This is a genomic window from Spongiimicrobium sp. 3-5 (genome assembly GCF_046557915.1).
Taxonomy (GTDB): Bacteria; Bacteroidota; Bacteroidia; order Flavobacteriales; family Flavobacteriaceae; genus JBHEBG01.
In genome coordinates this window covers 158,510-182,426 of the sequence record NZ_JBHEBG010000003.1, presented here as the reverse complement: position 1 = coordinate 182,426, position 23,917 = coordinate 158,510, and the positions used below count along the sequence as shown (strand labels likewise).

The 23,917-nt window shown below is 40.6% G+C and carries 23 protein-coding genes; 12 read left to right on the top strand and 11 right to left on the bottom strand.

What is annotated here, in order from left to right:
* Nucleotides 1-34: 34 nt before the first annotated feature.
* The 3 genes from ACEQ81_RS12380 (at nucleotide 35) to ACEQ81_RS12370 (ending at nucleotide 3,142) form a co-directional block, all read left to right on the top strand.
* Nucleotides 35-1,303 carry a hypothetical protein gene (locus ACEQ81_RS12380; RefSeq protein ID WP_411031213.1) on the top strand — a complete coding sequence of 423 codons (1,269 nt, stop codon included), beginning with the start codon at nucleotides 35-37 and terminating at the stop codon, nucleotides 1,301-1,303.
* A 219-nt stretch (nucleotides 1,304-1,522) separates the two neighbouring features.
* Complete coding sequence (locus ACEQ81_RS12375; RefSeq protein WP_411031212.1) at nucleotides 1,523-1,861, top strand: YciI family protein; 339 nt, start codon at nucleotides 1,523-1,525, stop codon at nucleotides 1,859-1,861.
* Between the two features lie 3 nt (nucleotides 1,862-1,864).
* Nucleotides 1,865-3,142: an RNA polymerase sigma factor gene (locus ACEQ81_RS12370; RefSeq protein WP_411031211.1), complete on the top strand. Its 1,278-nt coding sequence runs from the start codon at nucleotides 1,865-1,867 to the stop codon at nucleotides 3,140-3,142.
* A 14-nt stretch (nucleotides 3,143-3,156) separates the two neighbouring features.
* On the opposite strand, the gene ACEQ81_RS12365 is transcribed toward ACEQ81_RS12370, so the two are convergent.
* Nucleotides 3,157-3,585: an SRPBCC family protein gene (locus ACEQ81_RS12365; protein ID WP_411031210.1), complete on the bottom strand. Its 429-nt coding sequence runs from the start codon at nucleotides 3,583-3,585 to the stop codon at nucleotides 3,157-3,159.
* Between the two features lie 180 nt (nucleotides 3,586-3,765).
* Here ACEQ81_RS12365 and ACEQ81_RS12360 point away from each other — a divergent pair, with 180 nt between their 5' ends.
* From ACEQ81_RS12360 to ACEQ81_RS12340, 5 genes are all read left to right on the top strand, one after another.
* Nucleotides 3,766-4,266 carry a nuclear transport factor 2 family protein gene (locus ACEQ81_RS12360; RefSeq protein ID WP_411031209.1) on the top strand — a complete coding sequence of 167 codons (501 nt, stop codon included), beginning with the start codon at nucleotides 3,766-3,768 and terminating at the stop codon, nucleotides 4,264-4,266.
* Nucleotides 4,267-4,316: 50 nt separating this feature from the next.
* Nucleotides 4,317-4,733, top strand: a complete 417-nt coding sequence (locus ACEQ81_RS12355) for a cupin domain-containing protein (RefSeq protein WP_411031208.1) — start codon at nucleotides 4,317-4,319, stop codon at nucleotides 4,731-4,733.
* Between the two features lie 5 nt (nucleotides 4,734-4,738).
* On the top strand, nucleotides 4,739-5,263 hold the full coding sequence (locus ACEQ81_RS12350) for a cupin domain-containing protein (protein WP_411031207.1): 525 nt from the start codon (nucleotides 4,739-4,741) through the stop codon (nucleotides 5,261-5,263).
* Between the two features lie 94 nt (nucleotides 5,264-5,357).
* Nucleotides 5,358-7,658, top strand: coding sequence for an FdhF/YdeP family oxidoreductase (locus ACEQ81_RS12345; protein WP_411031206.1), 2,301 nt, complete (start codon nucleotides 5,358-5,360; stop codon nucleotides 7,656-7,658).
* Nucleotides 7,659-7,666: 8 nt separating this feature from the next.
* Complete coding sequence (locus ACEQ81_RS12340; protein WP_411031205.1) at nucleotides 7,667-9,055, top strand: exonuclease domain-containing protein; 1,389 nt, start codon at nucleotides 7,667-7,669, stop codon at nucleotides 9,053-9,055.
* Nucleotides 9,056-9,075: 20 nt separating this feature from the next.
* Here the strand turns inward: ACEQ81_RS12340 and ACEQ81_RS12335 are convergent, their stop codons facing one another.
* The 5 genes from ACEQ81_RS12335 to ACEQ81_RS12315 all read right to left on the bottom strand — a co-directional run bounded on the left by ACEQ81_RS12335 (nucleotide 9,076) and on the right by ACEQ81_RS12315 (nucleotide 15,180).
* Nucleotides 9,076-10,488, bottom strand: coding sequence for an MBL fold metallo-hydrolase (locus ACEQ81_RS12335; protein WP_411031204.1), 1,413 nt, complete (start codon nucleotides 10,486-10,488; stop codon nucleotides 9,076-9,078).
* Nucleotides 10,489-10,596: 108 nt separating this feature from the next.
* On the bottom strand, nucleotides 10,597-12,324 hold the full coding sequence (locus ACEQ81_RS12330; RefSeq protein WP_411031203.1) for a SulP family inorganic anion transporter: 1,728 nt from the start codon (nucleotides 12,322-12,324) through the stop codon (nucleotides 10,597-10,599).
* A 128-nt stretch (nucleotides 12,325-12,452) separates the two neighbouring features.
* A complete protein-coding gene (locus ACEQ81_RS12325) occupies nucleotides 12,453-13,085 on the bottom strand; it encodes a Crp/Fnr family transcriptional regulator (protein ID WP_411031202.1) in 633 nt (210 codons plus the stop codon).
* 13 nt (nucleotides 13,086-13,098) lie between these two features.
* A complete protein-coding gene (locus ACEQ81_RS12320) occupies nucleotides 13,099-13,878 on the bottom strand; it encodes an aldose 1-epimerase (RefSeq protein ID WP_411031201.1) in 780 nt (259 codons plus the stop codon).
* Nucleotides 13,879-13,881: 3 nt separating this feature from the next.
* The gene (locus ACEQ81_RS12315; RefSeq protein WP_411031200.1) at nucleotides 13,882-15,180 is read right to left on the bottom strand and encodes a M20/M25/M40 family metallo-hydrolase; all 1,299 of its coding nucleotides are present in this window, start codon (nucleotides 15,178-15,180) and stop codon (nucleotides 13,882-13,884) included.
* A gap of 258 nt (nucleotides 15,181-15,438) precedes the next feature.
* Here ACEQ81_RS12315 and ACEQ81_RS12310 point away from each other — a divergent pair, with 258 nt between their 5' ends.
* Nucleotides 15,439-15,990 (top strand): YSC84-related protein, encoded by a 552-nt coding sequence (locus ACEQ81_RS12310; protein WP_411031199.1) that lies wholly within the window; start codon nucleotides 15,439-15,441, stop codon nucleotides 15,988-15,990.
* 16 nt (nucleotides 15,991-16,006) lie between these two features.
* Here ACEQ81_RS12310 and ACEQ81_RS12305 read toward each other — a convergent pair whose 3' ends face one another.
* Both ACEQ81_RS12305 and ACEQ81_RS12300 read right to left on the bottom strand, forming a co-directional pair.
* Nucleotides 16,007-17,368 carry a pyridoxal-phosphate dependent enzyme gene (locus ACEQ81_RS12305; protein WP_411031198.1) on the bottom strand — a complete coding sequence of 454 codons (1,362 nt, stop codon included), beginning with the start codon at nucleotides 17,366-17,368 and terminating at the stop codon, nucleotides 16,007-16,009.
* 65 nt (nucleotides 17,369-17,433) lie between these two features.
* Nucleotides 17,434-18,675 (bottom strand): ABC transporter permease, encoded by a 1,242-nt coding sequence (locus ACEQ81_RS12300; protein WP_411031197.1) that lies wholly within the window; start codon nucleotides 18,673-18,675, stop codon nucleotides 17,434-17,436.
* Nucleotides 18,676-18,801: 126 nt separating this feature from the next.
* Here ACEQ81_RS12300 and ACEQ81_RS12295 point away from each other — a divergent pair, with 126 nt between their 5' ends.
* Complete coding sequence (locus ACEQ81_RS12295) at nucleotides 18,802-20,010, top strand: exo-beta-N-acetylmuramidase NamZ domain-containing protein (protein WP_411031196.1); 1,209 nt, start codon at nucleotides 18,802-18,804, stop codon at nucleotides 20,008-20,010.
* A 28-nt stretch (nucleotides 20,011-20,038) separates the two neighbouring features.
* On the opposite strand, the gene ACEQ81_RS12290 is transcribed toward ACEQ81_RS12295, so the two are convergent.
* Together ACEQ81_RS12290 and ACEQ81_RS12285 are read right to left on the bottom strand one after the other, a co-directional pair.
* On the bottom strand, nucleotides 20,039-20,875 hold the full coding sequence (locus tag ACEQ81_RS12290) for a sterol desaturase family protein (RefSeq protein WP_411031195.1): 837 nt from the start codon (nucleotides 20,873-20,875) through the stop codon (nucleotides 20,039-20,041).
* 46 nt (nucleotides 20,876-20,921) lie between these two features.
* Nucleotides 20,922-21,413 carry a YkgJ family cysteine cluster protein gene (locus ACEQ81_RS12285; RefSeq protein ID WP_411031194.1) on the bottom strand — a complete coding sequence of 164 codons (492 nt, stop codon included), beginning with the start codon at nucleotides 21,411-21,413 and terminating at the stop codon, nucleotides 20,922-20,924.
* Nucleotides 21,414-21,505: 92 nt separating this feature from the next.
* On the opposite strand from ACEQ81_RS12285, the gene ACEQ81_RS12280 reads away from it, so the two are divergent.
* Both ACEQ81_RS12280 and ACEQ81_RS12275 read left to right on the top strand, forming a co-directional pair.
* Nucleotides 21,506-22,219 carry a class I SAM-dependent methyltransferase gene (locus tag ACEQ81_RS12280; RefSeq protein WP_411031193.1) on the top strand — a complete coding sequence of 238 codons (714 nt, stop codon included), beginning with the start codon at nucleotides 21,506-21,508 and terminating at the stop codon, nucleotides 22,217-22,219.
* 77 nt (nucleotides 22,220-22,296) lie between these two features.
* On the top strand, nucleotides 22,297-23,094 hold the full coding sequence (locus ACEQ81_RS12275) for a hypothetical protein (RefSeq protein WP_411031192.1): 798 nt from the start codon (nucleotides 22,297-22,299) through the stop codon (nucleotides 23,092-23,094).
* 103 nt (nucleotides 23,095-23,197) lie between these two features.
* On the opposite strand, the gene ACEQ81_RS12270 is transcribed toward ACEQ81_RS12275, so the two are convergent.
* On the bottom strand, nucleotides 23,198-23,830 hold the full coding sequence (locus ACEQ81_RS12270; RefSeq protein WP_411031191.1) for a 7-carboxy-7-deazaguanine synthase QueE: 633 nt from the start codon (nucleotides 23,828-23,830) through the stop codon (nucleotides 23,198-23,200).
* Nucleotides 23,831-23,917 lie beyond the last annotated feature (87 nt).

Here is a 23,917-nt window from a genome sequence, read left to right as displayed (position 1 = left end):
ACCACATCGGATAAATTGATGATTTTTGCAGTACATGAAGAAACAGAATGAGGACATATTATTACAGCGGTGCAGAGCACTAATAGAAAATAAACTGGGATGGGGAAGCGCAGACTTATGGCATAATGAGGTTTATACCGAATTAAGCGAAGCTATTAGGCAAGAGACCAATGTACTACTTAGCCCTACAACCCTTAAGCGCGTTTGGGGAAGGTTAAAATACCAAGGCACACCCAGCATAAGCACCTTAAATACACTTGCACAATTTGCCGGTTATCTAAATTGGAGAGATTTTAAGCAGAAGGGCAAATTACCGAAGGCTAAGGCAGAAAACCGAAAAAAGAAATCCCATATTGCTTTGGTACTAATGTCCTCGGCATTTCTACTGATTTTATTGATCTCCTTGTTTTCTATGATCAATCTCAATAAAAGCAATCCTTCCATTGCAGATCTTTCACAAATTCAGTTTAGCAGCCAGCCTGTTACCGAAGGGATACCCAACACCGTAATTTTTAATTTTGACTTAGGTTCTGTGCGTGCGGACAGCATCTCTATTCAACAGTCTTGGGACACCCAAAAAAGTTTTGGCGTAAAGGCCAATCAAAAACAGGCCACAGGAATTTACTATTACCCTGGTTATTTCAGGGCCAAATTGCTCTTAGATGGTAAAATAGTAAAGGAACATGACCTTTTTGTAAAGTCCGACAGTTGGATGGGGGCAATAGATTACAGACCCATTCCCAAATATGTGGACCAAGACGGTTTTTTGGACGAAAAACTGGCCTTTAGCAGTAGTATAATCGATGAAATTGCAGTGAACGAAACACCTGTAGGTAGTAGTTTTCATAAGGTACAGGATTTCGGAAATGTATCAGGAGATAACATAACGTTCAACACATCGATCCGTAATGCCTATAAAGACAAGTGGGCCGTGTGTCAAAACATTAATATATTGCTTCTTGGTACCGAAGGAGCTTTTATTTTACCTTTTTCCATTACTGGATGTGTTTCGGACATCTCATTAATGCTAAACGACCTCTATTTAAACGGTAAGGAACATGATCTTTCTGCCTTTGGCGCCGATTTTTCGGAATTCAGGAATGTACATTTAGAGGTAAAAGATAAAAAAGTGCTTATAGCTTTGGACGGCAAAACAATCTTTGAAGGGGCCTATAGCAAATCCATTGGTAAATTGGTAGGTGTCCGGTACCGTTTTTTGGGAGCCGGGGAAGTACGCCATGTAAGCGTGGCAGACGCTAACGGGGAATCGATATTGAACGATACTTTTGGTGATTATAAATAAGAAACCCAATGCCGACACGGGGTTAGACTTACTTAAACAAAGAACGTTACTTTGCCATAGCAACGCAAAAACATTAGGGGTCCTTCCCTTTTATTAATAGAACCTAAGCAATTGGTTATCTTTACCGTACCCCAGTATGGACATAAATTTAGACATAGATAATAATGTGCTTACCCTGTCCTAATGTCGTTGTTTTAATTGTCTACATAGAAAAATAGTATGCAAGAATTTTTATTGATATTAAGAGGAGATGGTATGAACCATATGTCACCGGATGAACTGCAAAAAATCATGGCCGGTTATACAAATTGGGTAAATACCTTGGGTGAAAATTACCTGGCCGGGCAACGTTTACAGGAAAATGGTAGTCTATTAACCTCCAAGACCGACAAAATTACTACGGATGGGCCTTTTTTGGAATCCAAGGAAATTATCGCCGGGTTTTTCATTATTGCGGCCAAAGACTTGGATGAAGCCAGCAATATTGCGCAATCTTCACCTCATTTGGGGCCTTATAGTATAGAGGTTAGGCCTATTGTGTTTCCTAAAATGAAGTAGTTCTTGACAGCCGATAGCCATCATATTGTAGCGCACCTTTTTAGAAAGGAATATGGAAAATTAGTGGCTACCCTGACCCGGATTTTTGGGGCCTCCCATATTCAGCTGGCCGAAGACATTGTACAGGAAACCCTCATAACCGCCATGGATCATTGGAGTGTTAAGGGTATTCCAGAAAATCCCAGTGCCTGGCTAATACAAGTTGCCAAACGTAAGGTATTCAATGAGCTAAAGCGCAACAAAATGAAGAAGGAGCACCATTGGAACCATGTTGCGGCACGTTATTCCAAGAATGAAATCGGTACAATTTTCCTTCAAGGTGAAATTGAGGACAATCAGTTACGAATGATCTTTACCTGTTGCCACCCAGCAATTAATCTCCAGTCTCAAATTGCACTTACTTTAAAAACGTTATGTGGTTTTGGGGTAAAGGAAGTTGCAAAGGCATTGCTAACTACAGAGTCTACAATAAGTAAGCGACTTTACAGGGCAAAGACCAATATTCGGGAATTGGGGCCCTCATTTGAGATACCCAGCGGCAAACAATTGGAAAACAGGTTGGATGTAGTAACCTTGACTTTGTATTTACTTTTCAATGAAGGCTATAATTCTAGCGCGAACGATTCTTTAATCAGGCGAGACTTATGTCTAGAAGCGATTAGATTAACAAAACTATTGGCGAACCGTTTTGATGAGAACAAAAAAATATTTGCCCTACTTTCCCTTATGTGTTTCCATACCGCAAGGTTTGATGCTAGAATAGATAAACAAGGGGCCCTGGTGTTGTTTGAAGATCAGGACCGCTCCCTGTGGAACCAAGAATTGATTGTTTATGGAATGCAATATTTGCAAAAATCTGCCCATGACAAAACACTTTCCACTTATCATATAGAAGCTAACATTGCTGCCGAACATTGCACGGCCCGGGACTTTGACGGTACCAATTGGAAAAATATCCATAAACTCTATATGTTGCTGCAACATCATAAACCAAGCGCCATCATTAAGCTAAATTTAGCGATTATAGAGAGTAAATTAAAAGGGTTGCAAGCTTCACTATTGTCCTTACAAAAACTGAATACCCATAGCGAGTTAAAAAACTACCACCTACTACCGGCCACCCAGGGGATATTTCATATGAAGTTGCACAATTACGAGCAAGCCATTTTCTTTTTGGGGAAAGCCTTAAGTTTAAGGCCTTCCCCTACAGAACATAGATTTTTACTAAAGAAAATTGAAATTTGTGAAAAAAGACTTCGAGCTTCAAAAACCACGCAATAGGTAAGTTTTTGTCTTCACCAAGGTTGGCCCTCTCCCTTTTCACAAAAAGAGACAAGACTGCCAACAAAGTGGTCCCAACCGCCTTTCGTCATTTCGAAGGCATCGTGTCCTGCCCATTTATCTTCAAACCCCGTATGTTTAAAAACTACCTTGCACCCTTTCTCGTCTTCAGAGATCTCCGTATTGATTTGCGTTCCCAACCAAGCAGGGTTAGCATTTTCTATACACTCCCATACTACCTTGTTGGGTTGCAAGTCTAAGGTTTTAAATCCCATTTCCACCAAAGTTCCCTGTTTGTCGAACTTCAAATGTGATGTTGTTCCTACCGTTTCGCCAACAGTACAGTTCTTGGACCACCAACCTTTGATGCCATTTTCCGTAGCCACCGCTTTGTAAACCCTTTCTGCTGTAGCCTTAATAACTAAATTATGCGTAATGTCCATTTGTCTTAGTTTAATGATTAATTTTCTCTAATGACAACCGAGTATTCAGAATTAGGACATTATATCCTACTTAATTATCGCTATAGAACAAATAAAACCCAAACCTTTTTTAACAGGGCTTTCGGTTTTAAATAATTAATTTGGCAGAAGTCTTTAATTTTATTTTAACTGCGAAAAGATATGAAGGTTAAGATGTCATTGGTTAGTTGCACATGCCTATTGTTTTTGGTGAATGTCTCCTGTGTTGAACGGTCTAAAACAGACAAGATTGAAGAAATAGCTACTGCCTATTACGAAACATTTCAGTTGCGGAAAGATTTTCAAAAGTTTTTAAGCTTTTATCACGACGACGTCATTTTGGAAGATATTGTTAACGGCGACAAAATTGAAGGTAAAAGAGCTCTTACCGCTTTTTTTGACTGGCAAAACCCAAACTTCCATAAGAGCGATGCCGTTACCCTAGTCATTGATCATCAGGTTTTTGACGAAACAACAGTTGTTACAAAAGGATATTTTACCCCTTTCAAATGGGGAGAACACTCCTTTGAAGCTATGCATTTTACTACCATTCTGATTTTTAACACTTCGGGGAAAATAATAAAACAAATTGATTGGATCAACTATCCATCGGGTCTTGTAGATTATTCCAAGAGAAAAAATTCTAACGATTGGATCAAATAATTGCAAAACGGGATTTTGTACTTCTTGCGAAAAACCTAATTTAATCAAGTATGAGAACTTCTCTTTTTTTGGCACTAATACTAAGCTTTTTATTGATTTCGTGCAAAGAGCAACCAACCAAGACCGAAGTAGTTACCTTGGTAGAGACCGAAACCAGTTGGGACGGCAACAAACTACCACATTACCCAGAAGGTGATCCGCAAATAAAAATCTTAAAGTATACGATTCCACCCAACACCCAATTACCGGTACACAAACATCTTGTAATCAATGCAGGGGTATTGCTCAAAGGAGAACTAACGGTAATAGACGAATACAAGAACACTTTGCACCTTAAAGCAGGCGACCCTATTGTAGAATTGGTAAATACCTTTCACTATGGAAAAAATGAAGGGTCCCAACCTGCAGAAATAATAGTTTTCTATGCGGCCACCAAGGGAAATCCGGTAACCGTTATTAAAAAATAGTATTGATGAACCATAATAGCATTCCTATGAACGAAGTCACTCAACTGGTGAAAACCTTAAATCTACAACCACATCCAGAAGGGGGGTATTTTAGGGAAACCTATAGAAGTATTGGGGAAATAAGCCCCGATAATCTTGCTGCAAATTATGGAGGCAAGCGTAACTACACCACCGCCATTTATTTTCTATTGACCTCGGATACCTTTTCTGCATTTCACAAAATCAAACAAGACGAAATTTGGCATTTTCATAAGGGATCGCCGATTGAACTTCATATGATTTCTCCAAAAGGTGAACATACGGAGATAACCATAGGTCTAGATATTGACAATAATGAAAAGCCGCAATTTGTGGTGCCAGGAGGGTACTGGTTTGCAGCAAAAACTATAAACAAAACTTCCTACTCGCTCGTGGGTTGCACGGTCTCTCCCGGGTTTGATTTTGAGGATTTTGAACTTCCGCTTAGACAGGAACTTATTACCCTCTTTCCAGAACATAAGGAACTCATTGTTAAATTCACCCGGGTTTAACCAAATTTCCCACAATTCTAAAACAATCAGGTTTGCGATCCTGTTATTTCCGTAGTTTGTGATAACTTAGTGTTCCTTATACGTATTACTATCCATGGGCAACAATAAAAAGAGAAAGATTTCAGTAACCGGTTCTACGGAATTTACAGGTATCACTGTAAAAGAACCTGCCACCTATGCTGCCGGACTTACTGCAGTAAAGACCGCCTTGCAACATACTTTTAAGGAAATGGGGGTAGTACGTTCTTTAAATGCCCTGGCACATATGAACCAGAAAGAAGGTTTTGACTGCCCAGGTTGTGCCTGGCCAGACCCCGACAAACCATCTAAATTGGGAGAGTATTGTGAAAACGGGGCCAAGGCACTTTCAGAAGAAGCAACCCTAAAACGTGCTGATGCCCACTTTTTTGCCCGTCATTCCATAGAGGAACTATCTACATGGACAGATTTTCAAATAGGCAAAAGCGGTAGGTTAACAGAACCTATGATTTTAAGGGCCAACAATACTTTTTATGAACCTATTGGCTGGGAGGCCGCTTTTGACCTCATAGCACAAGAACTGCATAATTTGGATTCGCCAGATGAAGGTATTTTCTACACCTCTGGTAGATCTAGCAACGAAGCGGCTTTTTTATATGGCTTGTTCGTTAGGGCGTTTGGCACCAATAATATGCCCGATTGTTCCAATATGTGTCACGAATCTAGTGGCGTAGCGCTAACAGAAACACTAGGCATAGGCAAAGGTTCTGTAAAGCTGGAAGATTTTGATAAGGCAGAAGTGGTTATAGTTATGGGTCAAAACCCTGGAACCAACCATCCAAGAATGTTATCGGCTCTACAGAAATGTAAAGAAAATGGCGGAAAGATAATTAGCATCAATCCGCTGGAAGAAGCGGGTATGATCCGCTTTAAAAACCCTCAGGAAATTAAAGGAGTATTGGCCTCCGGAACATCGCTCACCGATGTTCATCTACAAGTAAAAATAAATCAGGACGTTCCCTTGTTAAAACTGCTAATAAAAAAACTGGCGGCATTGGACAGGGAACACGGTACCGTTTTTGACCATGATTTCATTAACACCTATACCCATGGATATAACGAATTTTTAAACGATTTAGATCGGTTCCCCGAAGAAGAATTGATTTCTCAATCCGGGGTCGAACAAAAACAGATCAACGAGGCTGTTGATCTGCTGGCCAATAGAAATAAAATTATTATTTGTTGGGCCATGGGCCTTACCCAGCATAAGAACGGGGTAGACAATATAAAGGAAATCGTAAACCTACTGCTGCTTAAAGGTAGTCTGGGAAAACCTGGAGCCGGTACATGTCCGGTACGTGGACACAGTAATGTGCAGGGAGACAGAAGTGTTGGTATTATGCACCATGTATCTAAAGAATTAAATACGGCGATTGAAAAAACATTTGGTTTTGAGGCCCCAAACACGGAAGGTTTAGATACCGTACACGCCATTGAGGCCATGTATCAGAACAAAGCCAAAGTTTTTATTGCACTGGGAGGCAACTTTGTATCAGCGGCATCGGACACGGAATATACTATGGAAGCCCTGCAAAACTGTAATCTTACTGTAAATATTAGCACCAAACTAAACAGAACGCATTTGGTACCCGGTAAAGTAGCTTTAATACTCCCTACCCTGGGCAGGTCGGAGTTAGACCATAAAAATGGCACTCCTAGATTTTTTACGGTAGAAAATAGTATGGGTAAAGTACACAGGTCGAAGGGTATATTGCCACCAGTTTCAGACAATCTGAAGAGCGAACCAGAGATTATCGGGGAAATGGCCCATGCTTATTTCAAAGGAGATCACCCGGTAGCATGGAAAGATTTAAGTGAGGATTATAATCTCATCCGTCAAAAATTGGAACAGGTCATCAAAAGTTTTAAGGGCCTAAACGAACAATCCTCAGGTTCCGGTTTTTATCTGCCCAATAATGTAAGACAGTTAGATTTTAGTAAACTTCCACATGGTAAGGCACAATTTAGCCTGTGTAACCTGCCCGACCATAATTTAAAGGAAAACCAATTTGTTTTGATGACGATACGCTCACACGACCAGTTCAACACTACCATTTATGGACTAAACGATAGGTATCGTGGTGTTTTTAACGAGCGAAGGGTTGTTTTTATGAATCCTGATGATATGGCCCAACAGGGGTTTAAAAAGTTGGATGTTGTTAATTTGATAAGCAATTATGACCAAAAGGAGCGGAAAGCAATTAATTTTTTGGTCGTTCCATATAACATTCCACGTGGTAACCTGGCTTCTTATTTTCCCGAAACCAATGTCTTGGTACCCTACAATCATTTTGCCGATAAGAGCAATACCCCAATAAGTAAATCGGTTATTGTAACCCTAGAAAAACAACTTTGAGATAACGGATGTACACCATTGTAGACATAGAAACCACCGGAAATGGTATCAAAGGCAATAAAATTACCGAGATATCCATTTTTAAATACGATGGCTATGACATTGTGGACGAATTCACCAGTTTGGTAAACCCCGAGTGCGAGATTCCCCATTTTATTACAGGGTTGACGGGAATAGACGACCAATTAGTGCGGCATGCCCCTAAAATTGAAGAAATAGCTCCAAAAATTTTGGAGTTTACACAAGACACCATCTTCGTGGCGCATAGTGTAAACTTTGATTACAATGTAATAAAGAACGAATTAAAGTTATTGGGGCTCGATTTTATTCGGAAGAAACTCTGTACGGTACGTTTATCTCGAAGACTGTTTCCAGGATATCACTCATACAGTTTGGGAAAATTATGTGCTACATTGGATATTCCGTTGACGGACAGACATAGGGCTAGGGGTGATGCGCATGCCACGGTCCTTTTGTTCCAAAAATTACTTAGGGTACAGGGTGCAGATGTGGTTTTCAAGACTTTTTTAAACGCCCGCTCTCAGGAAGCTACCTTACCCCCAGCCCTGCCAAAAGCAATCTACGAGCAACTGCCCATGGCTCCTGGCATTTATTATTTTAAGAATAGTAAAGGCAAGATTATTTACATAGGAAAGGCCAAAAACATCAAAAAAAGGGTGTTAAGTCATTTTTATGATAAAGCAAACAAAGAAATCCGCATGTGCAGTGAGACCGCCAACATCGATTTTGAACTATCGGGAAGTGAGTTGGTGGCCCTTTTAATGGAATCCGCTGCAATAAAACATCATTACCCACTATATAACCAAGCACAAAAAAGAACTGTACAGCAGTATGGTATTTTTAGTTATGAGGATCGGAACGGAATCTTGCATTTGGCCTATAACAAGTTAAAAATGTGCCCCGATTCCCTGTCTATTTTTTATAATCAAACAGATTGCAGAACATATTTGGAAAAACTTTGTGCCACTTACGAACTTTGCCCCAAATATTGCCATCTACAGGAAAACGTTTCTAGCTGCTCCCATTATAGTATTACAAGTTGTGGAGGTATCTGTAGGGGAAAAGAAGAGATAGAAGACTATAACAAAAAAGTAAGGACGGCCGTAAAGGAAATAGGCGCACAAAATGAAGATTTCATTATTAGGGAAAAGGGAAGATCTGCAGATGAAGATGCCATTGTTTTTATAAAGGACACCTTATATGCGGGGTATGGATTTATTGACAAGGAAGCCAATATCTCCTCGCTGGCGGACTTAAAAGCTCATATCGACCCCAAAAAAAATACCCTGGAAACCCAACGTATAGTACAATCCTATATGCACAGAAATCCGGATAAGATACATATTCTTAAAGACTACGATGAAGTGCCTTCCTAAACGAAACAGTGTTACCTTGGCTACTTTAAAGTGGTAGGACAAACATAATCGGTAACTTCCATCCCGGCTTCTTTCATGGCTCCAAACCCACCCTTAACATCTATTAGGTTGTGAATACCTCTGCTTTTTAGTATTGAAGCTGCAATAACGGAACGGTATCCACCGGCACAATGCACATAAAAAGTATCGTCCTTAGGAAATTCTGCCATATGATCGTTTAGAAAGTCCAAGGGAGTATTAATGGCATCCGCTATGTGCTCTGCACTATATTCCGCATCTTTCCGTACATCAAAAACAGCTCGCTTTTTTGCATTTAGTCCTTGTTTTGCCTCTTCGGCATGTATTGAGGTTACCGTATCCCATTCTTTTCCAGCTTTTTTCCAAGCTTCAAACCCGCCTTCCAAGTAACCCAGTGTACCGTCAAAACCTACTCTAGATAATCGGGTTACCGTTTCTTCTTCCCTGCCTTTGGGTGTAACCAAAAGTATGGGCTGCTTAACATCTGCGATGAGCGCACCTACCCACGGAGCAAAACCTCCTTCGAGACCTATAAATATTGCCCTGGGAATATGTCCTTCCACAAAATCGTTCTGATGCCTTACATCCAGCACCACCGCACCGGTTTCATTGGCAGCTGTCTCAAATGCATCTGGCGTAAGCGCTCTTGTTCCCCGATCCAATACATCCGCGATATCCTCGTAACCTTCCTTATTTAGTTTTACGTTTAACGGGAAATATTTGGGTGGGGGTAAAAGGCCCTCGGTAACTTCTTTTACAAACTCTTCCCGGGTCATATCTGCCCGCAAGGCGTAGTTCATTTTCTTTTGGTTGCCCAAGGTATCCACAGTTTCCTTCATCATGTTTTTTCCACAGGCCGATCCTGCTCCGTGGGCCGGATACACAATAACCTCGTCCGCAAGAGGCATTATCTTTTCCCTAAGGCTGTTGAAAAGTATTCCTGCTAAATCTTCTTGGGTCATATCGGCTGCCTTTTGGGCAAGATCGGGCCTTCCCACATCACCCAAAAACAAAGTATCCCCAGAAAAAATGGCATAATCCTTTCCACTGGCATCCCTTAACAAATAGGTAGTACTTTCCATGGTATGCCCGGGGGTGTGCAACGCTTTTATGGTAATTTCCCCCAGTGCAAACTCCTGTCCGTCCTCTGCAATGGTAGCCTCAAAGCTTGGGTTTGCATTAGGACCAAACACAATGGGCGCACCGGTTTCCTTTGATAAGGTAACATGGCCGCTGACAAAATCCGCATGAAAATGGGTTTCAAAAATATACTTAATCTTGGCATTGTCTTCCCGGACCCTTTTTAGGTAAGGCTCAACTTCCCTAAGGGGATCAATAATTGCAACTTCCCCCTTGCTTTCTATATAATAGGCTCCCTGGGCCAAACAACCCGTATAAATTTGCTCTATATTCATGATAATAAACTTTTACTTTGTGCCTTAAATATTGTTATCTCCTTGTTGATATCGGTAAAACTTTAAAACAAAAATAAGGCTTCCATAATTAATGCCATGTTACTTTGGTCACATAAGGTTTTGATTCTGATACGCTACCTTCCCGTGCATATTGGATACCGAGCTAGGATCATCAAAATAGGCCACGGCTTCCATAGTTTTTACAAAAAGATGTTCCTTTTTTAGTATATCGATGATACCGCTTCTAAAAATTATATCGCGAGTAGGGCCAATAGCACCAGCGATAAAAAATCGCAAACCTCTATTATGTAGTTCATCAATAACCTTTAGCAACATCTTGGCAGCGGTACTATCCACATAATTTATGGCTTCGGCATTTAAAATAACTCCTTTTAAATTGGGACCCTTGGCATCTATATGCTTAAAAAGCTGTGTTTTAAAATAAGTGGCATTGCCAAAATACAGTTGTGCGTCAAAACGGATAAGCAATAAATCTTCACGAACAACGACCTCATCACTAAAGCGATTGACATTTTTGTAATAGTCCGAATTTTTAATCCTTCCCAAAATTGCAAAATGAGGATTGGAAGTTCTGTAAACCATAAGCAAAAGGGAAAACAACACTCCAATTAGAATACCTTCCTTTATTCCGATGAACAATGTTGCCAAAAAAGTGAACATCAAAACCAAAAACTCGTCCTTCCTGTGTTTCCAAAGGCTTTTAGGATATGTAACGTCTATCAATCCAAAAACCGAAACCATAATTATTGAGGCCAAAACGGCATTTGGCAAGTAATAAAACAGCGGTGTAAGAAATAAGAGTGTAACCACTACCATGGCCACACTAAGAAGGGAAGCTATGGTAGTTTTAGCTCCGGAGTCATTGTTTATCGCAGAACGCGAAAAACTGGCGGTAACAGGATAAGATTGAAAAAAAGAACCTATCATATTTGAGGTGCCCAACGCCACCAATTCCTGATTGGCGTCTATGGTATCCTCTGCGTTTTTTTCTTCAATGGCCTTTCCTATGGAAATTGCCTCCAAATAACCGATAAGGGCCAAGGTCAGCGCAATTGGCCACATATCCCGAAACGGATCCCATCCAAACTCAGGCAATACAAAAGAGGGTAATCCCTTGGGAATGTTCCCTGCCAACGCCACACCAAACCTCTCCAATCCTAGATAATAAACTGCAAGAATCCCCAAAACTACCACCAATAGTATACCGGGAATACGCTTGCTCCATTTTTTTAGTACAACAATCAGGATTATACCTGTTATCCCAATGGCAAAATCATAAGGGTTGGTTTCCGAAATCTTTTCGAAAGCATTGGAAATCAATTGATGAAAACGATTGCTCCGCTCAATATCGGCCCCCAAAAGGTGTTTTAACTGACTAAATATAATGATGAGAGCGGCAGCGGAGGTAAACCCGCTAATCACTGGTTTGGATAGAAAATTTACCAAAAACCCCATCCGAAAAAGTCCTAAGAAAAGTTGTATTAGCCCCACCATAAAAGATAGTAATATGGCCATGGCTATATAGTTTTCCAAACCAACTATTGAAAGTGCCCCTAGGCCGGCGGCAACAAGGAGCGAGTCCATGGCTACAGGTCCAATGGCCAATTGGCGGGAAGTCCCCAAAAATGCATATATGATTATTGGGAACAAGGAAGCATACAAGCCATAAACTGGTGGGAGTCCGGCAATCATGGCATAGGCCATTCCTTGTGGAATCAGCACAATCCCAACTGTTAGACCTGCCACTAAATCTCTGGGAAAATAGCACTTTTTATATTGGGGGAGCCAACCCAGAAATGGAAAAAACCGTTGCATGCATCAAATGTACCATTAAATCCGAAAACTTAATGTTACACTGGTTACGGTCTACCATTAATATATGGGTCTTACAACCAGCTTGCTGTGGGGTATATATTTTTATATCAAAACGCTAAGGCCAATCCTTATAGATCTAAAACTCGAATTTTGTTTCGCTGCATGGTTATTTTTCCATCGCGCTCCAGTTTCTTTAAAAGTCGGGAAACCACAACTCTAGAGGTATGAAGGTCATATGCTATATCTTGATGGGTAATGTGTATCTCATCATCGTGGGTTACCTTGGCCCTATCTTGTAAATGTTTCAGAAGACGTTCATCCATTCTAAGAAAAGCAAGGGTATCAACGGTTTCCAACAATTCCATCATGCGGGTATGATAGCTATCCAAAATAAAGTGTTGCCAACTTTTGTATTTTGCCATCCAAACTTCCATCTGCCCTATCGGAATCATTAAAAGTTCGGTATCTGTCTCGGCTACTGCCCTAATTTCGCTTTTTCTTTTACCAAGACAGCAGGAAAAGGTCATTGCACAGCTATCCCCTTTCTCAATGAAATACAACAATAGTTCATCGCCTTGATCGTCTTCCCTAAGAATTTTTATGGCTCCGTTCAACAATAACGGCATTGCGCTAATAGTTTCGCCAATATCCATTAATACAACCCCTTGCAATACTTTTTTGAATTTGCCGACCGCTTCAATTTCTCGAAGCAATTCCGGTTCAAATAAATAACCATAGCTATCTTCCAGGGATACGTTCATTGGCTGTATAGTTCTATTTAACGGAAATTACGACTTTAAATTCCTTTGCGCCATTATCTAAATATTGAAACCCTTCGTGCAACATTCCTTGTGATACGGCATAGGGATAGAAGGTGATTGGCTCTATGCATACCATGTTGGGTACTTCTGTCCAGAGCATAAAACTTCCAAATTCTTCGGTCCTTATCTCCAAAGAGTAGGTGTCTTCTAAAATTAAATGTTCACAATGAGGTACCTCTAGTGCTCTACTACCGACTTCCAAAATTTGGTCCAACCCAATCTTTTTGGAATCTGAAATTATTTGGGGAGTAGTGGTATGTAATTTAAAGGCCGGATGGTAACCCAACATAAAAGGCATCCCTTTTTCGCCATTTACGGAGAACGTGATGTGCAAGCCATCTTCTTTTAGTTCGAAGGTTTTTTGGAATTGGAAGGAAAATGGCCAAATAAGTCTTGGGGCTGTCGATTTTTCTGGATATTTGGAGTTTTCTACGCGAGTAAGAGCTTCATAATTCTTACTAAAAACGGCCTTTTGCTTTGTCTGCGAAACCAGTTCATAGGTCAACTCCCGTAACAGCCCATGCTGGTCCTGCACGGCTGCCCCTCCTTTGGATACCTGTACTCTAAAATCAGCTTCATTGGTAGGGCCAATAATTGGAAACATTTCGGTATCCGAACTGCGCCAACCGGGACTACCTTTCTGATGTATCAGCTGGTGATCGTTTATCAGAAAACCTACCAATTCGCCCGCGTCTATGTTAACGGTTTGATTACCGTTGATCAGTTCTATCATTTGTTAATCCTTAATAAGTCTATAAATTAGTACTGCGGTTCTTTTGGTCAATGCCTCAAATGTGGCCAAATTAACAGTTTCTTCTGGGGTATGTGCTCCGGTCCCCATGGTGCCAAGACCATCTAAACAATCTACATAAGCCGCTACAAAAGAGGTGTCCGCAGCTCCTCGTTTTCCCGGATCGTAGGCTTTAACAACACCCTGTCCCAAATCTAAACTTACACTGTTCAATACTTCTAAGAGGGCTTTGTTGCCTTTGGTAGGTTCCATCGCCGGGTAACTGTCTGTAAAACTAATGTTAGCCGAAGTATGTGGTAAATTATTGGAAACAATTTCTTTCATTTTGGTTCGGGTCCTTTCTTTTTGTTCTTCGGAAATAAACCGAAGCCCACCAGTGACTGTTGCGGACTGCGACACCACATTACTTTTCCCAAAGGCTGTTCCCTTGCTATTTGCCTTATCATGATCTATAAAAGTGCCTCCTAAAAGTACTCCAGGATTGAAAGTAAGGAATTCCTCTCCGCGAACATCTTCATAGAACGCATTGAGGATTCTCGACATCTCAAAAATTGCACCCGCTCCTACAGTTTCACTAAAAATTCCGGAAGAATGTGCCCTTTTGCCCGTAACATCCAACGCCCATCCAGAAGCTCCCCTTCTGGCCACTGTTGCGTAATTAAATCCTGTAGAAGTTTCAAAGCCAAGGGCAATATCACTTCTTTTAGCGGCATCTACCAAATCTTTTCTACTGATATCCAGAGGTTTTCCCGTACTCTCTTCATCTCCGGTAAAAGCTGCAATTATCTGGGCATCTTTCAATAAGCCATTTTGATGTAGCGCCTTAAGGGCATAAAGTACAATTACATTGCCTCCTTTCATATCGTTGCCCCCAGGAGCATGGGCAATACTGTCATTTATCCTTTCGAATTTTTGAAATGGACTGTCTTCTTCAAAAACCGTATCCAAATGACCGATAAGCAATAGCTTTTTGCCTTTGCTTCCGGATGTCTCGGCAAATAGATGTCCACCCCTGTTCATTTCCGGTGGCATTTCAATCCAAGTAGTAGCAAACCCTATGGTGTTGAACACTTCTTGAAATTCAGCGCCTACTTTTTTTACACCTGCTATATTTAAGGTACCGCTATTTACATTGACCACTTTTTCTAAAAAAGCCAGGGCATCATCGTTGTTATCTTCTATGGTTTTTAAAAGCTTTTTCTCCGTACGCGATAATTTTTGCGCGGAAAGGGGCAAAGTTACGGCGAGCGTTAAAACCAGTATCGCAAGGGGATAAAATTTCATTATTGGTTAGTTTTTAGAGTATCAATAAACACTGCCGAAGATACCAAAAAGTAACGTAAAAACCATCCTTAATGCACCCGTGATTTATGATACAAACACCAGTCATCGGACATTTATAAATGTTTTAAATTGTGGTATGCAAAACCGTAAATTCCCATTCCTTCCGAGATAAAATTTAGCATAGCTTTACCAAAAATATATTGGTTTCTTCTTTACTGTCCAATATCTTTGTCATTATAAATTTTGATAACCAGTACTATGAAATCTTCTATTATAAGACCGGCTAAAATTGCAGGGTTGATAGCCGCAACATTCTTCTTGTGTGTAAACACTTATGGCCAGTCGAGCAAGAAAAAAAACGAAATTATCCGTGAGGCCAAGGAGGCCAAAGCTGCTTTTTTAAAGGCTGATCCGGATATGGCGGAATTTTTTAATTCTTCCTATGGTTATGTTATTTTCCCCAATGTGGGTAAAGGAGGACTAGGCGTAGGCGCAGCAGCAGGTACCGGAGCTGTTTGGCAGCAGGGCGAACTTATTGGTACTGCACGTCTAAAGCAAATTAGTATTGGTTTTCAGGCAGGAGGACAAGCCTATAGAGAGGTTGTCTTTTTTGAAGCCGACGATGATCTAAGCAGATTAAAGGCCAACAAGGTAGAATTTTCGGCACAGGTATCAGCTGTTGCCGTTGCTTCCGGTGTTTCGGCCGACGCTAAATATTCCGAAGGGGTATTGGTATTTACCATGGCTAAGGGAGGACTAATGTATGAAGCCTCTGTGGGAGGTCAAAAATTTACCTTTAAACGGTTATAACAAAATACCGTTTTAATTAATGTAAGGCACTTATAATATCATATTTGGTAATGATTTGGTATTTTTCATCATCCAAACCTACCAATACGGCCTGATTGTCCCTATTTATTAACTTGGCCACCTCATCTATAGAAGTGTTTCTGTCTACAATCGGAAACGGTTTTTGCATTACTTCTTTTATTGGCCTCGACGTAATTTCACCATCCTCCATAATGGCACGGAACAAAATGGCTTCATCTACCGAACCTACAAATCCGTTTACATCTTCCACAGGAATTTGTGATATGTTGTTGTTTTTCATTCGTTCAATGGCATGCATTACCAATTCCTCGGTTTTAACCGTTACCAAGGGCAAATCTTCATGGCTTTTTGCCAAATCCAAAGCTTTGGTAACTTTATCTTCCAAGAAGCCCCTGTTACGCATCCAATCATCGTTGAACATTTTGCCTACATAGCGACTTCCATGATCATGGAATAGTACCACCACTACATCGTCCTTACTAAAATGCTCTTTTAGCTGAAGCAGTCCTTTTACAGCTGCCCCTGCCGAGTTGCCTAAAAACATCCCTTCTTCCTTCGCCAAGCGCTGGGTATATATCGCCGCATCCTTATCCGTTACTTTGGTAAACCCATCGATGACATCGAAATTAACGTTTTTGGGTAAGATGTCCTCCCCTATTCCTTCTGTTATATAGGGGTAGATTTCATTCTCATCAAAGATTCCTGTCTCGTGATATTTCTTAAAAACTGAACCATAAGTGTCTATTCCCCAGACTTTTACATTTGAGTTTTGCTCTTTTAGAAATGATCCAACTCCGGAAATGGTACCTCCCGTACCGACGCCTACCACAAAATGGGTCACTTTTCCTTTGGTCTGCTCCCAAATTTCGGGTCCGGTGCTTATATAGTGCGCCTTTGTATTGGAAGGGTTATCATATTGGTTTACATACCAAGAATTCGGGATTTCTTGGGCTAGCCTTCTAGCCGTGGAATAATAGCTCCGCGGGTCTTCTGGTGAAACGTCTGTAGGACACACATAAACCTCACTGCCCATGGCCTTAAGGATATCTACCTTTTCCTTGGACTGTTTATCGCTTATTACGCAAATCATTTTATATCCTTTGATAACGGCAGCCAGGGCCAACCCCATACCAGTATTACCAGAGGTACCTTCAATAATTGTCCCTCCCGGTTTTAAAACACCTGCATCCTCGGCATCTACAACCATTTGCAAAGCCATCCGATCTTTAACGGAATTCCCTGGGTTAAAAGTCTCGTACTTTGCCAACACCAAACAGGGGAGTTCTGCTGTAAGTTTATTGAGTTTAACAAGAGGCGTATTGCCTATGGTCTCCAGTATATTTTTTGCGTATTCCATATATTGGGCAAAGATAGCTTTTGTATAAGAATAAAGAAAAGTATAACTACCTTTTAAGGAAACCGTTATTCAAACTTTATAGCCTTAACCGGGGTTATCCTGGTGATAATATAGGAAGGCAACAACAACATCAGCATACATAGGACAAGAACGCCGATATTGAGAAGAAGTACCGTAATGGGATCTATATAAACAGGTACGTAATCTATGTAGTATTCTTCGGGGTTCGGAAATTTAAACAAGCGATACTTGTGTTGCATCCATAGAAATCCCAATCCTATAACATTGCCCCAAAACAAGCCTATTCCGATGAGGTAGGCCGCATTGTAAAGAAAGACCTTGCGGATACTCCAGTTAGACGAACCCAATGCCTTTAGGATTCCGATCATCTGCGTACGTTCTAATATGAGTACTAAAAGTGCTGTAATCATATTGATGCCCCCCACAATGATCATAATACCAATAATCAGCGCAATATTAAAATCGAAGAGACCGATCCATTCGAATATTCTGTAATATTTATTCTTAATATTCTGCGTGTCCAATGTAGATAGTGTTTTTCCGTAAATTTCATTGCTTTTTTGGTCTATAGCCTCAAAATCTTCCAGAAATACCTCAAAATTCCCTACCTGATCGCTTTCCCATTTATTCATACGCTGAATATGCCTGATATCAACAAAAACATAGGTGCGATCAAACTCTTCAAATCCGCTATCGTAAATACCTACAACGTTGAAATTACGTTTATTCGGTGTTTTAGCAGCATCGTCGTCCTTCAAAAAAAAGGTAAAAAACGAATCTCCCGTGAAAAGTTGTAATCTGCTCGACATGCTCCTAGAAATCATTACCTCATCATTAAGCTCACCACTGTAATCTGGCAATCGGCCATCGACCAAGTATTCCTTAAAAACGTCCCATTTGTAATCTTTCCCTACGCCCTTGGCAATAATTCCTTCAAAAGTATCCTCGGTTCGTATGATTCCGCCTTTACTCGCCACTGCTTGCACATGCAAAATGTCTTCTATTTCCGTAAATTTTGGGTAGAAATCCTGTTCGGTTGATACGGGTACTACAGAAACATCGGAAGTATTGTTGTCGTAATTGTAAATTTGAATATGTCCGTTGAAGGCAGCAACTTTTTCCCGTACTTTGTGTTTTAGGCCTACTCCTGTGGCAATAGCAACCAACATCATGATTATCCCCAACGAAATAGCTGCAATAGCTATTTTAATAATTGGGGCAGAAATGCTAATTTTATGCTCCTTACCCTTTATAAGGCGTTTTGCTACAAAATATTCAAAATTCAATCGATGGTCTTTTTATTCAATTCCAAAAGTACAGTTTTCATCCGGTATTCGTCTTTTTTTTCAAACACCAACTCCAAAATACGAAGCAATTTTTTGAATCGCCACCATCTTAAGGCAGTTGCCCTTATGATATGTTTAATACTATCATCATCCTGTGGAAATAGAGTGGATAATACCAAAAAAGGAAAGGAACTTGCCACTGCACAAAAGGCTTCAACAAATAACGAACCCATAGTTTTGGGTGCCAACAGAATGGAAACGTATCTACCGCTATTAAAAAATAAAAAAGTGGGTATTGTAGCTAACCAGACCAGTGTGGTCCTTAAAGAAACCACGGGCTATGTTCATTTGGTAGATTCGTTGCTTGCTTTAGAGGTTGATATAAAAACCGTTTTTGCTCCTGAACATGGTTTTAGGGGCCAGGCAGATGCCGGAGAGGCTGTTTTAGACGGCGTGGACACTAAGACCGGACTTCCATTGATATCGCTTTATGGAAGTAACAGAAAACCCTCTGAAGAGCAACTAAGAGGGTTGGATGTGGTAATTTTCGACATTCAGGATGTTGGGGTCCGCTTCTACACATATATTGCTACGCTGCAACTGGTTATGGAAGCCTGTGCCGCACAAAAGGTGGCCGTAATGGTTTTAGACCGCCCCAATCCCAATGGTCATTACGTGGACGGACCTACCATGGAAGCAGAGAATACCAGTTTTTTGGGGTTGAATACCATACCCTTGGTATATGGAATGACCATTGGAGAATATGCACAAATGATTAATAAGGAAGGTTGGTTGGAAAATGGCGTAAAAGCGGATTTACAGGTAATAACCTTAAAAAACTACACCCATAAAACTCCCTACAGCTTACCGATAAGACCTTCTCCAAATTTACCAAGTGATACCGCCATAAATTTATATCCCGGTATGGGATTATTTGAAGGTACCCACGTAAATGCCGGAAGGGGAACGGAATATCAATTTCAACGCTACGGAGCTCCCTTTTTAGATAGTACGCAATACCAATTCCGCTATGTGCCCCAGCCCAATTTTGGATCCAAGCATCCCAAACAAGAAGGCAAAGTTTGCTTTGGGGTAGACCTATCCTCGCATCCTACAGTGAATAGTGTAAATCTAAGTTGGATTTTGGATGCCTATAAAAATACTACGGATAAGAGTCTTTTTTTTAGAACCGCTTCTTTTACCAAACATGCGGGTACGGACAAGCTTCAAAAACAGATAGAAGCGGGTCTTTCAGAAGAAGCTATAAGAGCCTCATGGCAGCAAGACCTTTCCACTTTCAACAAAATAAGGCAAAAATATTTGCTGTACGATTAGAAGCGTACGCCTCCTTAGCATTGATGTTTTAGCCTTCCCCCTTCATGGTGGTAGGCTTTCTATACTTATGAAAAGGTTGCTTTAAAAGACCTGCGATACTGCCATTCTGCTTTTCATCAGGAAAAGTATCCACCCCATAAACTATAGCCTCCCTATCGAACTTCATAAATGTGCCAAAAATCCTGTCCCAAATGGCAAAAATGTTCCCATAATTACTATCTGTATATGGTAATTTGTAATGATGGTGTACTTTATGCATGTCTGGAGAAACAATGACCCAACTAAGTACCTCGTCTACTTTCCTCGGTAGTTTAATATTGGCATGGCCAAATTGGGTCGCCACCAATGACATGGATTGATATAGCATCACTATTCCTATGGGTGTACCAATAAGGTATACCCCGAAAAGCGTAAATGCAAATCGGATAACGCTTTCTAGTGGATGGTGCCTATTGGCCGTAGTGGTATCTACATTATGATCGGTATGGTGCACCAAATGAATCATCCATAATGGTTTTACCTTATGCTCTACCAGGTGTGCCAGATAGGCTCCTATAAAATCTAATAACAGAACGCCCAAAATTATATAGGCCCACAACGGCAGGGTCAGCCAATTTATTATCCCAAAGTTATTGGCCGCGGTCCAATCGGCAGTTTTAAGGAGTAAAAAGGCCAAGGCAAAATTTATAATAACGGTAGTGAGTGTAAAGAATAAGTTGGGCAAAGCATGGCGCCACTTTTTATAATTGAACTTAAAGAGTGGTACGACCCCTTCCAACAACCAAAAAAAGGTAATCCCAAAAACCAATAAGATACTTCTATGGGACGAAGGAATGGTTTCAAAATAGTTTAAAATAGCTTCCATGTCCACAATATAGGCTATACCGTCAATTTTATCAAGTTTGGCCCCATTATTTCAAACGTTGTTTCATGGCCTCCACTATGTTAAAGGCAGCAGGGCAGATAGCTACATTTTTAAGGGTGAGGTTTCCAATTTGGTGAAACTTTTTTCGATCTGTATGGGGAAACTCCCTGCAAGCCTTGGGACGAACATCATAGATGTAACATTGGTTTTCTGCATCGAGAAAAGTACAGGGCACCTGCTTTAACACATGATCGTTTTCCTCATCAACGCGAAGATATTGTGCTACAAACTGCTGGGGTTTTTGTCTTAAATGTTTGGATATTCTGGCTATATCGGCTTGGGTAAAAAGCGGGCCTGTAGTTTTGCAGCAATTGGCGCAGGTAAGGCAGTCCGTTTTTTCGAACTCCTCCGTATGCAGTTCCTGCATAAGGTAATCCAAATTCTTCGGGGGCTTTCTTTTAAGTTTAGTAAAGAACTTTTTATTCTCTTTATGTTTCTCCCTAGCTTTTTGAGGGAGCTCTCCTAACCTTTTTTCCATAACGCCTCTAAGTTACAATACTTGTTACATTAGGTAATCATACTTGTTAGAAAACAAATAAAGACAGACATTTACATTGCATTAATAGCACTATGGGAAAAGATATACTTGGGCAGGCCTTACTCGATTTTCAAAATGGAGACTATATCGAGGATATTGCAACTTATTCTTCTCTGGAAGAACACGACAGCATGCCTCTTCCCTATCTCTTTAGAGATTACAAAGACATGCCTACTTTAGAGCAAAAAGCCATGGAACTTTCATACGGCAACATACTGGATATTGGGTGTGGTGCCGGCAGTCATAGTCTCTATTTACAAAATAAAAATTTAAAGATTACCGCTCTCGATAGCTCCAAAGGTGCAGTGGAAACTTGTTTGCTACGAGGCATAGACCAAGTTGTTCATTCCGATATTTATGCGTTTACAGGACAGCGGTTCAATACCCTATTAATGTTAATGAACGGTATAGGTATAGTGGGTAAGTTAAACAAGCTCGATCTTTTTTTTGCGCACCTAAAAACCCTCCTAAAGCCCAAGGGGCAAATTTTACTGGACTCCTCAGATATCATTTACATGTATCGTACGGAGGACACGAACGAATATTGGATTCCTAGTGGACCTGCCTATTATGGAGAGGTAATATTTACAATGCAATATAAAGGAATAAAAGGCGATGCTTTTCCATGGTTATATATAGATTATAATACGCTGCAGCGCGCGGCAACGGCAAATAATTTAATTTGTGAACTGATATGTGAGGGTAAACATTACGACTATTTAGCTAAACTTACCCTAAAGGCATAATAGTTGTGGTACTTTTGCCGTTAAACAGGTACCCATTTATTGGTTGTACAAAAGATTGATTTAAAAAAGGAAGTCATATGAAAAAAGTAAATGCCTTACCCTGGATATTGTTATTAGTTTTTGTTTTAGGGTGTTCCAAAGATTCCAATGACGGACCAACTCCGCAGACAATTGACAAGTCCGCTAATCTTTTGGCAACAGGAGACTCTGCCAACGATTTATTGTCCAACGACAATTTTGATAGCCTACATATTGAAGTTGCCTATGTGCAAGGGTTTAGACCTACTGAAACCACAATGGACGCGTTTGAGATATTTCTTAGGTCCCGTACTTTTAAAACAAGTGTAGATGTATCGTTTCTTGAATTAGCCTCACCCAATGAGGAGACGCTAATTTTGGAAGAAATTGCAGATTTGGAAAACGAAAACAGAACAGCCTATAATGAAGGTACCACATTGGCAGTCTATATTTACTTTGCAGATGCGCCAGCGGATGATGATGACGAGGGGGAAGGCTTGGTAACCTTAGGTGCCGTGTATAGAAATACCTCTATGATCATTTATGAGTCTACCATAAGAAATTTGGCAAGTAGAAGCAATATAATTTCGGTTTCAGATATAGAAACAGCTACTTTAAATCATGAATTTGGTCATTTGTTCGGTCTCGTAAATTTGGGAACCCCTATGGTAAATAATCATGAAGATCCAGATGCGGAAAGTCATTGTAACGTACCGGATTGTCTTATGCAAGCCGAACTACAATTCGGTGGTAGTATGATGAACCGTTTGGAGAGCATGGCATCTAAAGGATTGGCTGCCACCCCAGTTTTGGATCCAGAATGTATTTTGGACCTGCAAGCCAACGGAGGTCGTTAGGCATCGATATACCTGATACACACTAATCGATTGGTAATTATTTGCTAAGCCCTATTTATTGACAATTGGTTGTTGCCAACTGTTTACTGTAAACCATCCAAGTCTAAGGGATATTCAAGTATTTATGGGTTTGTAGCGATACTTTCCACTGTGGGTGTTCCATAACATAATCCACGATCATTGGGATAACCTTTTCGCGGACGCTCCATTCTGGCTGAAGATATAAGATACACTCGGCATTTAAAAGGGCTGCCTGTTCTTCGGCAAAAATCAAATCGTGCTTGTTATAGACAATTACTTTAAGCTCATGTGCCTTTTTGTAAATTAATCCTTCGGGCAATTTGTTCTTTTTTGGAGAAAGACAAATCCAATCCCACTCTCCCGTTAACGGGTAGGCACCTGAAGTTTCAATATGGGTATTTAGGTTTTTGGCCTTTAACGCCTTGGTCAATGGTTCCATATCCCAGGTAAGGGGTTCCCCGCCTGTAACAACAATGGTATCCGAATATTTTGCGGCATTGTGTACAATGCTCTCCACATCTGTGGGGGGATGCGTGCCTGCATTCCAACTTTCTTTTACGTCACACCAATGGCAGCCTACATCACAGCCGCCCACGCGTATAAAATAGGCCGCGGTACCCTTATGATATCCTTCGCCCTGAATGGTATAAAACTCCTCCATAAGAGGAAGCATTAGCCCTTTATCCACTAATGTCATTACTTCATCTGTAATCATTTTGCAAAGATATATAAAAAGACAACCATAGTGTATGGAATGGAACTGCACTTTGCTTTTATATCCTGGGAGAAAGTGTACAATTTT